The sequence below is a fragment of the Mycobacteriales bacterium genome (genome assembly GCA_035690485.1).
Classification (GTDB): Bacteria; Actinomycetota; Actinomycetes; order JAFAQI01; family DASSKL01; genus DASSKL01.
Window position 1 is genome coordinate 46,103 of sequence record DASSKL010000080.1, and the last position, 12,042, is coordinate 58,144.

The window sequence follows — 12,042 nt, forward strand, 5'->3', positions numbered from 1 at the left end:
GATACCACTGGGAGGTGCGGACGATGAAGGCTTCCGTTGGTGACAGGATCATCGTCGAGGGTCACACCCTCGACGAGAAAGCCCGTGACGGCGAGATCATCGAGGTGCACGGCCACGACGGCGAACCGCCGTACCTGGTGCGCTGGGATGACGGCCACGAAGGCCTGTTCTTCCCCGGGCCTGACGCGCGGCTGCACCACTTCACCCACGAGTCGGCATGACGGCGGCGACCACGGCGTTCGCCGCACGCCGTGCCCACCAGGAGCAGATCTTCGCCGTCGTCAACCGGTTGATCGCGGAATTCGCCGGCATCCACCCGGCCGGCACCGTGATCCGTCGGGTGGCCGCCGTGCGAGAGCAGCTCCTGCACCTCGGCATCCGCGACGATCTGCCCTGGCAGGTGGAAACCCTGGCCCGTCAGCTGCTGTCGGAGCGCACGCCGCCGCACGCCTTCCGCTAGCCCGCGTACGCCGGGCCGGTCGGCCGAACTCTGTTCGTGGATGAGCACGAACCAGGCAGGCGCCGAGCCCGACCTGCGAGAACCGCGACCCGCCTTCCTGCGCCGCCTGCGCACGACCGAGGCGGGGCTGTCCCAGCGTGAGGCGGAGCGTCGGCTACTGGCCAACGGTCCCAACCAGCTGCCCCAAGAGGTCCATGAGTCGTGGCTGGCCGCAGTCCTGGCCCAGCTGGTGCACCCGTTGGCACTGGTGCTGTGGGCGGCGGCAGGGCTGTCCCTGGCTGCCGGCACGGCCGCACTCTCGGCCGCAATCGTGCTGGTCATCGTGCTGAACGCGGTCTTCTCGTTCACCCAGGAACGACAGGCCCAGCGGGCGGTGGCCGCGCTGGGCGCGCTGCTCCCCCGGTCGGTTCGGGTCGTTCGCGACGGCCGGGCGCGTGAAGTCGATGCCCGCACGCTCGTGGTCGGCGACGTCGTCCTCGTCGAGGAAGGTGACGGGATCTCCGCCGACGCCCGGATCGTCGACGGCGCGGTGGACGTCGACATGTCCGCTCTGACGGGTGAGTCGGCGCCGGTGTCCCGCTTCGCCATCGATCGATCGCTGGAGACCAGCTGGATGGCGGCTCCCGACGTGCTGCTGTCCGGCACGCTGTGCACGGCCGGTTCTGCGCGTGCGGTGATCTACGCGACCGGCGGGCTGACCGAGCTCGGGCGGATCGCCGCGCTCAGCCAGCACCAGCACCGGGCCCCGAGCCCACTGGAGCGGCAGGTGCGCTCGGTGGCCTGGCTGATCGCGGCCGTCGGCGTGGTCGTTGGTGGCGCCTTCATGCCGCTGGGAATCGTCGCCGGGCTGCCCGCCCGCGACGCGTTCCTGTTCGCGATCGGACTACTCGTCGCGAACGTTCCCGAGGGCCTACTGCCCACGATCACGCTCGCGCTGGCCGCCGGCGTGCGCTCGCTCGCACGGCGCGGATCGATAGTGCGGCGCCTGAGCGCCGTCGAGGTGCTGGGGTCGACGTCGGTCATCTGCACGGACAAGACAGGCACCCTCACCGAGAACGAGATGCAGGCGGTCGACCTGTGGACCCCGTCGTCCGGACGGCGGTCGGCGGACGGGCTGGAACCCGATCCGGACGAGCGACGGCTGGCCGCGGCGCTGGCCGGATGCTCCACGGTCGAGCTGACCGCCGAAGGGCCGACAGCCGCCGATCCGACCGAACGCGCGCTCTACGACCTGGCCGTGCTGCTGGGCGCGGAGGCCGATCCGACGGCCCGCGACACCGCGCGTGTGCGGATCTTCCGCTTCAGCTCGGCGCGCCGTCTGATGTCTACGGTGCAGCGCGGTGCCGACGGCACGGCGTGCCTCCTCGTCAAGGGTGCCCCTGAGACGGTGCTCGACCTGAGCACACACGTGCACACCGAGAACGGCATCAGGACCTTCGACGCGGGGCTGCGCCGGGAGGCCGACCGGACGCTCGCGGCCATGGCGGCCGACGGCCTGCGCCTGCTGGCGGTGGCCTACCGGCCACTCGCCGGTGTCCCGGTCGACCGCCTCGACGCGGAGCACGACCTGACCCTCGTCGGCATCGCCGGACTGCTCGACCCGCCCCGACCCGAGGTGGCGGCGGCCGTCGCAGACTGCCACCGTGCCGGCATCCGCGTGCACGTCGTGACCGGCGACCACGGGGCGACCGCCGCCCACGTCGCTCGCCAGGTCGGCATCGGTGGCGGGCAGCCGCGGGTCGTCAACGGGCCCGACCTCGACCGCATGAGCGAAGCGGATCTCGACGAGCTGCTGGAGGCGGACGACGAGATCGTCTTCGCGCGCAGCTCGCCCGAGGCGAAGCTGCGCATCGCGGATGCGCTGCGGGCGCAGCACCACGTGGTGGCGATGACGGGAGACGGGGTCAACGACGCGCCGGCGCTGCATCGTGCCGACATCGGTATCGCGATGGGGCGCAGCGGCACGGAGGTGGCGCGCGAAGCCGCCACGATGGTGCTCACCGATGACAACTTCGCGACGATCGCGACCGCGGTGGAGGAAGGGCGCCGCGTCTACGACAACGTGCGCAAGTTCATCCTCTACATCTTCGCGCACGCGACACCGGAGATCGTGCCGTTCCTCGTCTTCGCTCTGGCCGGAGGGCTGGTGCCGCTCCCGCTGACCGTCATGCAGATCCTCGCGGTGGACCTGGGCACGGAGACGCTGCCCGCCCTTGCGCTCGGCCGCGAGCCTGCGGAGCCCGGCCTGATGGACCGCCCCCCGCGGCCGCCGTCCGAACACGTCGTCGATCGCCGGCTGCTGTTCCGGGCATGGGCGTTCCTCGGCGCCATCTCCGCGGTGCTCGTGACCGGCGGGTTCTTCTTCACCCTCTGGCGCGCCGGATGGTCCCCCGGAGCGGCCACGACGTCCGGCAGCCCGTTGCACCACGCCTACTTGCAGGCGACGACGACCACCTTCGTGGGGATCGTCGCGTGCCAGGTGGGCACCGCCGTCGCCGCCCGCACCGACCTTGCCCCGCTGCGCGCCATCGGACTGACCAGCAACCCGCTGCTGCTCTGGGGCATCGCCTTCGAGCTCGCCTTCACCGCGCTGCTGGTCACCGTGCCAGGTGTGCAGCAGGTGTTCGGGACCGCCGCTCCGCCGTGGCCGTCGCTCCTGCTGGTCGCGCCGTTCCCCGTGATCGTCTGGGGTGCCGACGAACTCCGGCGGGGCCGGCTCCGACGAAGGGCGGCTCAGCCGGCCGGAGCCGGCTCCGGCACGACCAGCTGACCGACGATCGGCTGCCAGCGGCGGGCGAGCCGCGCCTCCAGGTCGTGCATGGTCGTGTACTCGAGCTCTTCCATGGACAGCCGGTGCGGCTCGAAGGGTCCGTGCCGACGTAGGTAGTCCATGACCTCGTTGGCCATCGAGCGGGCCCGGTCGAACGACGGGTCGTCGAACATGTCGCGCGGCCCGACCAGCCGGCCGTTGTGCAGCTGGTAGCCGAGGGCCACGACCCGCGGCGGCCCGTCGAAGCGCGCCGGGTGCGCGTCACCGACCGCCACCGGCATCAGCGGCGCGTGGTGCGACCCGCGCATGGCTCCCGCCACGGAGTGCGGGAACGCGAACGGCTCCAGCGCCTCGCCCACGGCCGGCAGCCCCGACTGGCAACGCACGATCATGACGGGGTCGTCCTTGCCGACGTACTTGCCGGCGATCAGGGACAGCCGCTGCGTGCTGGTGGCCGCACCCGGGATCTCCAACGAGCGTGACGTGACCGAGTGGATCACGTAGCGCGCCGGAGTGCCGATGTACATCAGCAGGTCGTACATCTCCTCCGGCGTGTCGAACTCGATCCGCTTGTCCTCGTAGAGGTCGTAGATCTCGAACCGGAAGCCGTCGTGCATCTTCGCGTCGATGACCAGACCCGCCGTGGTGAAGGGGTCGGCGAACATGCGGAACAGCGGCAGGTTCCAGGCACCCGGCTCGGTCTTGTCGGCGAGGAAGACGAGCACCGGCTCCGACGGCCGCTCCTCGAGCTCCATCTCGGCGTACCCGGGGCCGAGGCCGCGCAGATTGCCCGAGAATGCGTCGGAGAGCAGGTCCTGCCCGGCGCCGTAGAGCCCCAGCTTCTCGGCGATCCGCGTCGTCGCCTGGAACACGTCCCAGGCGAAGGAGTGCACCAGCCGGTCGTCCGGCTCGCGTTGGTGGGTCATGATCAGCGAGATGTCGTCGCCGCAGGCGGCGACCTGCCCGTCGATCAGCAGCTGCCCGCGCTCTGCCTCGACGAGCCGGCGGGCCTCCTCGAGCATCTCGGGGTGCACCGCCGAATGGCCGACGAAACCGCCCGTGTCCGCCTTGATGATGCTGAGCGTGTACATGCTGACTCCTCACCCGTCGGGGGTTCGCCGCTCAGGACGCGGCCTGGCCGTGCACGTAGAACAGGAGGCTGCCGGTGCCGCCGTCGTGCAACGTGTGACGCACGCCGCGAGGCACGTGCAGGTAGCTCCCGGCGACCAGTTCCGTCCCGCCGACCGTCACCGAACCGACCAGCACCCACAGGTGGTGCTCCCGGTCGAGGTGCAGGTGGCTGGGTTCCTCGGCGCCCGGACGCAGCCGCAGCAGCCCCGCGACGGCGGACTCCGCGGCGTACAACGTCTTGCAGTCGACGCCGACCGCACCGGCCAGCTCGTGCCACGGCAGCTTGTCGACGTCGGAGTAGGGGACGAGCCGGACTGTCGACTCGATGGTCTGCGGGCTCATGGGAAGCCTCCGGCCGGCTACGTGAAGATGATGTGTCCGCCGGCGGCCATCGCGTAGAACTCGCCGACGGTGATGATGTCCTGGACCTGCGGGATGAAGTCGTTCTTCTCGAGGGCGAAGAGGTCGACCGAGGCCTTGCAGGCGTAGATGCCCGCACCCGTGTCGGCGATCATCTCGACGAACTCCGGAATCGAGGGGATGTCGAGGTCGCCCATCTTGCGCTCCAGGTAGTGCGTCATGAGCGACGAGACGCCCGGCAGGCCACCTGCCCACGTGGCCAGGTGCAGGCCGGGGTTGCCGACGGTGGCCACCTTGACGTGCTCGTGCCGCTTGGCGTGGATCGCGTCCAGGCCGAAGAACGTGAAGAACAGGTTGACCTCGATCCCTTCCGCACGGGCACCGTTGGCCATGATCAGCCCGGGATAGATGCCCTCGAGAGAACCTTTCGAGATGATGATCGAGACCTTCTGGATGGGAGCGGTCATCGCACGACCTCCGTTCGTCCTAGATGCAGCCGCGCGGCTTCGGGATACCGGCGATGCGCGCCGCGACCTTGGCCGGACCGCCCGGGAACACCCGGTAGAGGTCCTTGATGGAGATTCCGGCGGTCTTGCTCAGCGCCCGCACGTTGGGGCCGGAGCCGGTGCGGGCGTACTCCGCCCGCATGAACTTCACGACCCGCAGCTGCTCCTCGCTCGGGTCGGCGATGCCCTCACGGGCGGCGAGTTCCGGGATCATGTATTCGGTCCACTGCGCCGGCTCGGCGAAGAACCCGTCCTCGGTGACCTCGACGGCCACCCCGGCGACCGTGATGGTGGGCATGGCTACTCCTCTCGCGCTCCGACGGCCGACAGCTGCTTGCCGGCGATCGGCATCGGCGCGTGCAGTCTCGGCAGATCGCGACCGCGCAGGAGGGCGTGCCAGTAGAGCGGTTCGAACAGCAGCTTGCCGAGATGGTTGGACCGCGACTCCTTGAGCAACGGCAGCCCCACTGCGGTCGGGAAGTGCCCGGGCAACGGCTCGGTGTCGTAGTTGAAGTCGATGAGCAGCGCCTTGCCGAACCCGGTCTCGACGAAGCAGCTGGTGTGCCCGTCGAAGCTCGACAGCAACGGCCGCCCGGCCAGGTAGTCGCGGATGTTGCCGACCAGCACGTCGCCTTCGAAGTGCGCGACCGAACCGGCCTTGGAAGCGGGCAGGTTGGCGGCGTCGCCGATGACGAAGACGTTGGGAGCGGCGAGCGCCTGCAGTGTGTGCTCGTCGGTGGGCACGAAGTCGAGCGCGTCGCCGAGGCCGGGCGACCGGCCGACGTAGGCCGCGCCGCCATGAGCAGGCACCACCACTGCCAGGTCGAAATCGACCGTGCGTCCGTCGTACGAGATCAACCTGCCGTCCCCGCCGGCGACCTCTCCGACGGCGAACTCCGTGACGAGCTCGATGCCCTTGGCCTCGAGCAGCCCGGCGAGGCGACCGGCGGCGACCGGCTTGGTGAAGGCCGCGTCGAGCGGCGTGACGTAGGTGAGCCGGACCGAGTCGCGTACGCCGCGCCGCCGGAAGTACCAGTCGGCGAGGAAGCAGAACTCCAGTGGCGCCACGGGACACTTGATCGGCATGTCGACGACGTCGACGACGAGGCGGCCGCCGTCGAAGGTCGCGAGCGCACCGGCCAGAGCGGCGGCGCCTTCGGCCGTGTAGAAGGTGAAGACCCGCTCCATCCAGCCCGCGCCGGTCAGCCCCTCGGTCTCCTCGGGGAGCAGCCTGGCGCCGGTCGCGATGACGAGCACGTCGTAGTCGAGCACCCGCCCGCCGGCGAGGAACACCCGGCTGGCCGATGTGTCCACCCGGTCGATCGCGGCCTGCCGGAAGTCGACGCCGTCCCGGAGCTGCCGACGTCGTGACCGGGTGATCCCCTCGACGCTCGATCGGCCGAACGGCACGAACAGCAGCCCCGGCTGGTACAGGTGACTGTCGTCCTGGTCGACCACGACGATCTCGACATCGCCCGCGGGGTAGCACTGCCGCAGCCGGTTGGCCGCCAGCGTGCCTCCGGTGCCGGCTCCGAGGACCACGATGCGGGTGGTCATGCGGCTAGCCAACGCCGCGCGGCACCTGCCCGGTAGGGCCGAAAGTCCGCACCGACCCGGAGGGCACCGCCCGCTGGCTCGACGGCCGGTGGCTCGATCTCGACGCGTGGGCCGAGACGACCGGTCCGACGGCCGGCTGACCTACAGCGCGCGCACGAGCTGCAGCGCGTCGAGGACGCCGATCCCGGTCGTGTAGTCGTAGCCGGGGGTCGCCGGGTACAGCCCGTTGCTGCCCAGCGTGATGTCGCGGAAGCCGTTGACCGCCCCCGGGTTGGGCTGCGGCGCGTAGACGGTCACGACCTGCTGCGCGACGGTGCCCGGGTTGACCTTGTTGTAGAGACGGTAGAAGTCCGCCGCAGCCAGCCCGAGCCGGTTGCCGCGCACGCTCTCGACCCGCGCCCACAGGCCCATCACCAGCGGGCTCGAGACGCTGGTCCCGCCGACCCCGACCGGCTGCCCGCTGCTGCCGTCGTAGACGAGGTACGGCGTGTTGGCGTCGGCCAGCGCCGCGACGTCGGGGACGCCACGACCGCCCTGATTGGTGTACTGCCACGACTGGCCCGCCGGGTTGGCGCGCAGCGTCCACGGCGGCGCCGTCTCCCAGGGGCTGATGCCGCCGCCCCCGGCGATCCAGGCGATCTCCTGCTGCACGTTGCCCTGGTCGTCGGCGAGCAGCGTGGTGCCGCCCACCGCGGTGACGTACTCGCCCGTCGACGGCCAGCTCACCCCGGGAGGCCCGGCCGGCAGGCCGACGGAGATGACGACGGGGCAGGCGTACCCGTTGTCGCCGGTCGACGCGAACATGCTCTGCCCCTGCAGCGCCCCCTCGGCCAGCGACTCGTCGGTCGTGACCATCGCACCGTCGAGGAACGCGATGACGTCGCACTCACCCAGCGACGCCGACAACGCGGTCGCGTGGTCGTCGGCGACGAACAGGTTGATGGCGCGGGCGACCTCGGGGTCGGTGAACGTCGAGACGTCGTACATCCAGAGGCGGTTGACCGCGCCGGCGACCATCGTCGAGATCTGCGTGTCGAGGTCCCACTCGGTGTTGCCGGTCATCGGGTTGTCGTTGGCGTCCACCTGCGGGGTGGCGCCGTAGCGGACGCTCACCGGCACCCGCGGGAAGCGCCACGCCTTCTCGGCGACGCGCAGGTTCTTGATGATCGGCGCCGGGTCGCCACCCATCACGACGGCGACCGACGTGCCGGCTGCCGGGGGCAGCCGGTCGGCGTCATAGGCGTGCGCCACGGCGCGGGGCGTGAAGCCGGTCAGGTCGGGTGAACCGCTCGCCGCGACGCCTGCGGGCGTCGACGGGTGCGAGGTCGTCGCCCGGGTGAGCGGGGTCGCCATCGGGAGGTTCGACAGGCCGAGGACCGCGGTGACGGCGCCGGCCAACCGGGAGGGCACGGAGGCGGGCGCCGCGTTGGCGTAGACGGTGTGACCGTCGAGGGCGTAGGAGAGCAGGCTGGTGTGGAACGCCCGCTGCACCTGCGCGACCGTGCCGGTCGCGTCGACGAGCAGCCGGTTGGACGAGGCGCTGATGTCGCGGAATCCCTGCGCGCGCAGGTAACCCTCGACCGCGCCGACGTGCGCCGCCGTCGGCCCGAACTCCGCCAGCACCTGCGCCGGAGTCATGAAGTGCTGGTACGACGCGGTGCCAGGGGTGGCCAGGTCATGGATGCGCTGCTGCACACCGGCGCTGTTGCGCAGCGGCAGCGTCAGGCTGATGTGCAGCCGCTGGCCGGCCGGGAGAGCACCGAGGACCGGGGCGTCGACGTGCAGCGCCTGCGTGTGCGTGGGCGCCCAGGCAGGCCCGCCGCCGCCGGTGGCGGCCTCCGCCGCAACCGCCGTGGCAGCGATCACGCACATCGCCAGTCCGCCCGCCAGCCACCGTCGCTTCACGCGCCCAACCCTTCGCAGTTCCGAAACATCCGCCGTGACAACGACGGTCCACTGGGATCGTTACGCGATGTGTGCGCTCCGTTCCTGCCTGTGCGGGCAGATTTCTCCGCCGCCGGCCGCAGCGGCGCGCGTGGCGGTGGCAGAGTGGCCGGGTGAGCGCCGAGACGATGTCCGCCCCCGTGGCCCTGACCGATGTCGAGTCGTTCGTCGACGGCCACCCGTGGGAGCAGTACCGCTGGCTGCGTGACAACGCCCCGGTCTACCGGCACCCGGAAGGACACGGGCCGGGTTTCTGGGCAGTCACCCGCCACGCAGACGTGCAGCGGGTCAGCCGCGACACCGCGACCTTCTCGTCGTGGCTGGGCGGCATCATGATCCCCGACCCTGATTCGCCCGAGCTGCTCGACGGCGCCCGCCACATGATGCTGTACATGGACCCGCCGCAGCACACTCGCTACCGGCAGCTGGTCAACCGCGGGTTCACGCCGCGCAGCGCCGCCACGTGGACCGAGCGCATCGAGGCGTTGGCCGCGCAGATCGTCGACGAGGTCGTCGAACGCGGCGAGTGCGACCTGGTCGCGGACCTGGCCGGCGAGCTGCCGTCGTACGTCATCGCGGAGCTGATGGGGATCCCACTGGCCGACGGCCGCCGGCTCTACGAGCTGACCGAGATCATGCACTCGGCCGACCCGGGGCTCAGCGACGCCGACCACATGGCCGCCGTCATCGAGATGCACACGTACGCCGGGCAGGTCGCCGCGGACAAGCGCAAGAACCCCGGCCACGACCTCGCGTCGACGCTGGTCAGCGCCGAGGTCGACGGCGAGCGGTTGTCCGACGAGGAGTTCAACTGGTTCTTCCTGCTGCTGCTCAACGCCGGCGGCGACACGACCCGCAACCTGGTGGCCGGCGGCATGGAGGCCCTGTTCGCGCACCCGGCGCAGCGTGCGCGGCTGGCCGCCGACCTCGACGGCCTGCTGCCCACGGCGGTCGAGGAGCTGCTGCGCTGGGTCAGCCCGGTGGTCTACATGCGGCGCACGGCGACGGTCGACACGGAGCTGGGCGGGCGGCGCATCGCGGCCGGCGACAAGGTCGTCATGTACTACGGCGCGGCCAATCGCGACCCGGCGGTCTTCGCCGAGCCCGACGCCTTCGACGTGGGCCGGGCGCCCAACCCGCACATCGCGTTCGGCGGCGGCGGCGCCCATTTCTGCCTCGGCGCGCACTTCGCCCGCATCGAGATCGCCGCCATGCTGCGGCAGATCCTCAGCCGGTTGCCCGACATCGCCCCTGCCGGGCCGCGCGAGCCGCTGCTGTCGACGTTCATAGCCGGACCCCGCCGGCTGCCGGTGACGTTCGCCCCCGGGCCGCGCCGCCGCTAGCTCGCAGCGACCAGCGCCTCGCGCAGCGAGTCGGGGATCGGGCGCTTGCCGGACAGGTCGCGGGCGACCGTCACGTAGACCGTGCGCACGGTCACGAGCACGTCGGACTCCAGATCGGCCAAACCGCGGATGTCGTAGCGGAGCGTGAAGCTCGTGGTGCCGATCTTCTCGACGTCTACGGCGATGTGCGCGATGTCCCCGGCCCGCAGCGAACCGGCCCAGTCGACCTCCGCGTGCACGACCTGGAAGTCGAGGTCGAGGTCCTGCAGCGTCGGGCCGGGCAGCCGGCCGAGGAACCACGCGCTGGCCTCGTCGACGTAGCCGAGGTACCACATGTTGAAGACGACACCCTGCATGTCGACCTCGTAGTAGCGCACCGGCGACGTGTACACCTCGGCTGCAGCAACCATGACCGGGGAGGCTAACGTGCCGCCGGCCGCCGGCCGGCCCGGATGCCGCTGGCGGCTCCTCCGGCGAATCGACCCGCGACGGTCAGCCGGCCAGTGCGCCCAGAGCGATGCTTTCGGCCGCCGCCGTGATCCGCGGGGGCTCCCGAGTCACCGGAATGGCGGCGGCGACAAGGTGCCGGGCCAGCATCGAGGACGGCCCGACCGCGACAAGGGCGCCGCCGTTGCCGTCGACGGTGCGGGCGGCCTCGGCCAGGAAGGCGAACATCGTCAGCTCGTGCCGGTCGTCGAGCCCCGTGAGGTCCACGACGATGCGCACCCCGGACCGGTTGCCCAGCTCGCGCAGGACCTGCCGGGCCTCTCGCGCCGACTGGTAGTCGAGTACGCCGACCCGCACGTAGACCGCCGGGTACGCCGACGAGGCCTGTCCGGCAATGATCTCGAAATCCGCAGCCATCTGCTCTCATTCCCACGCGCCGAGGAGGGCTGCTGGGGGCCAGAGCAGCTGCGGTCACCCGCCGGGACCTGGACGGGGCGAACGAGAGAACGCTACGTCGCATCGTGCGTGCACTCAAGCGGCTTCCGCCGAGTCAGGGCCCCGGCATGCGCCGATCTGCCGGACCTCGGCTCTCGGACCCGACCGCGGGCCGGTAACATTCGTTACTTTCCGGACAGGGCACCGAGGGAGAGGCCGATGACGGAATCGACGGGCGTGCGCGAGGTGCCGGTCCGCAGGGTCGCCCTGGAGGCGGCGTTCGAGTCGGTGCCCAAGCACTTCGCCAAGGACGGCGACCTGGTGTCCAGCCACCTCGTCGCGGCGCTGTCGTCGGTGTTCCCCGACGGTGAGGACTTCTTCGTCCGGTCGGTCAAGCACTACCGCGACCAGATCAGCGACCCCGTGCTGAAGCAGCAGGTCTCCGGCTTCATCGGCCAGGAGGTCACCCACGGCCGCGAACACCGTGCGTTCAACGCCCACCTCGCGACCCTCGGCTACCCCACCCAGATCGCCGAGCGGCTCACCCGCCGCGGGCTGGAGTTCCGGACCCGGCACGTGCCGCCGATCGCGAACCTCGCGACGACAGCGGCGCTGGAGCACGTCACCGCCACGCTCGCGGAGCTGGTCATGCGCGACGAGGAGACCCGCGAGGCGTTCGGCCACGAGGCGGCCCGCGACCTGTTCCTGTGGCACGCACTCGAGGAGAGCGAGCACAAGGCCGTCGCGTTCGACGTCTATCGCGCGATGGGCGGCAGCGAGCGGTTGCGCATCTTCACGATGAAGGCCGTCCGCTGGGGGTTCGTGCTCGGGATGGCGGTGCAGGTGGTGCTGTCGATCCTCAGCGACCGGGCGACATACCGGCCGGGGGCGCTGCGCAAGAGCTGGCGCTACGCGCGCCGCCAGCCGCTGCTGAGCCGGACCACCTGGCAGCAGCTCAAGGCTTACGAACGTCGCGGCTTCCACCCGAGCGACGTGCCAAACGACGACCTGGTCGAGAGCTGGCGCGAGCGGCTGTTCGGCGAGGGCGGCGCCATGCTCTACGCGACCCGCGGAGCCGTCGCCTCCTGA

13 protein-coding genes are annotated in these 12,042 nt (G+C 71.1%); 5 read left to right on the top strand and 8 right to left on the bottom strand.

Annotated elements, in window-relative coordinates; genetic code table 11:
• Positions 1-23 precede the first annotated feature (23 nt).
• The 3 genes from VFJ21_11805 to VFJ21_11815 are packed head-to-tail and all read left to right on the top strand — an operon-like array spanning position 24 to position 3,230.
• Positions 24-221: a DUF1918 domain-containing protein gene (locus VFJ21_11805; protein ID HET7407802.1), complete on the top strand. Its 198-nt coding sequence runs from the start codon at positions 24-26 to the stop codon at positions 219-221.
• Positions 218-460 carry a hypothetical protein gene (locus VFJ21_11810; GenBank protein HET7407803.1) on the top strand — a complete coding sequence of 81 codons (243 nt, stop codon included), beginning with the start codon at positions 218-220 and terminating at the stop codon, positions 458-460. Before VFJ21_11805 ends, VFJ21_11810 begins: the two co-directional genes overlap by 4 nt.
• 40 nt (positions 461-500) lie before the next feature.
• Positions 501-3,230 (top strand): cation-transporting P-type ATPase, encoded by a 2,730-nt coding sequence (locus VFJ21_11815; protein HET7407804.1) that lies wholly within the window; start codon positions 501-503, stop codon positions 3,228-3,230.
• Here VFJ21_11815 and fbp read toward each other — a convergent pair.
• The 6 genes from fbp to VFJ21_11845 form a co-directional block, all read right to left on the bottom strand.
• Positions 3,194-4,321, bottom strand: coding sequence for a fructose-1,6-bisphosphate aldolase/phosphatase (gene fbp / locus VFJ21_11820; GenBank protein HET7407805.1), 1,128 nt, complete (start codon positions 4,319-4,321; stop codon positions 3,194-3,196). The two genes, VFJ21_11815 and fbp, sit on opposite strands and share 37 nt — an antisense overlap.
• A gap of 31 nt (positions 4,322-4,352) precedes the next feature.
• Positions 4,353-4,703: a DUF4437 domain-containing protein gene (locus VFJ21_11825; GenBank protein HET7407806.1), complete on the bottom strand. Its 351-nt coding sequence runs from the start codon at positions 4,701-4,703 to the stop codon at positions 4,353-4,355.
• A gap of 17 nt (positions 4,704-4,720) precedes the next feature.
• On the bottom strand, positions 4,721-5,188 hold the full coding sequence (locus VFJ21_11830) for a DsrE/DsrF/DrsH-like family protein (GenBank protein HET7407807.1): 468 nt from the start codon (positions 5,186-5,188) through the stop codon (positions 4,721-4,723).
• Between the two features lie 19 nt (positions 5,189-5,207).
• The gene (locus VFJ21_11835; protein ID HET7407808.1) at positions 5,208-5,525 is read right to left on the bottom strand and encodes a TusE/DsrC/DsvC family sulfur relay protein; all 318 of its coding nucleotides are present in this window, start codon (positions 5,523-5,525) and stop codon (positions 5,208-5,210) included.
• A gap of 2 nt (positions 5,526-5,527) precedes the next feature.
• The gene (locus tag VFJ21_11840; protein HET7407809.1) at positions 5,528-6,784 is read right to left on the bottom strand and encodes an FAD/NAD(P)-binding oxidoreductase; all 1,257 of its coding nucleotides are present in this window, start codon (positions 6,782-6,784) and stop codon (positions 5,528-5,530) included.
• Positions 6,785-6,925: 141 nt separating this feature from the next.
• Positions 6,926-8,689: a S53 family peptidase gene (locus VFJ21_11845; GenBank protein HET7407810.1), complete on the bottom strand. Its 1,764-nt coding sequence runs from the start codon at positions 8,687-8,689 to the stop codon at positions 6,926-6,928.
• 152 nt (positions 8,690-8,841) lie between these two features.
• Between VFJ21_11845 and VFJ21_11850 the strand changes: the two genes are divergently transcribed.
• Positions 8,842-10,071 carry a cytochrome P450 gene (locus tag VFJ21_11850; protein ID HET7407811.1) on the top strand — a complete coding sequence of 410 codons (1,230 nt, stop codon included), beginning with the start codon at positions 8,842-8,844 and terminating at the stop codon, positions 10,069-10,071.
• Here VFJ21_11850 and VFJ21_11855 read toward each other — a convergent pair.
• Together VFJ21_11855 and VFJ21_11860 are read right to left on the bottom strand one after the other, a co-directional pair.
• Complete coding sequence (locus VFJ21_11855) at positions 10,068-10,481, bottom strand: acyl-CoA thioesterase (protein ID HET7407812.1); 414 nt, start codon at positions 10,479-10,481, stop codon at positions 10,068-10,070. The two genes, VFJ21_11850 and VFJ21_11855, sit on opposite strands and share 4 nt — an antisense overlap.
• A gap of 82 nt (positions 10,482-10,563) precedes the next feature.
• Positions 10,564-10,935 (bottom strand): hypothetical protein, encoded by a 372-nt coding sequence (locus VFJ21_11860; protein HET7407813.1) that lies wholly within the window; start codon positions 10,933-10,935, stop codon positions 10,564-10,566.
• Positions 10,936-11,172: 237 nt separating this feature from the next.
• On the opposite strand from VFJ21_11860, the gene VFJ21_11865 reads away from it, so the two are divergent.
• Positions 11,173-12,042, top strand: coding sequence for a metal-dependent hydrolase (locus VFJ21_11865; protein HET7407814.1), 870 nt, complete (start codon positions 11,173-11,175; stop codon positions 12,040-12,042).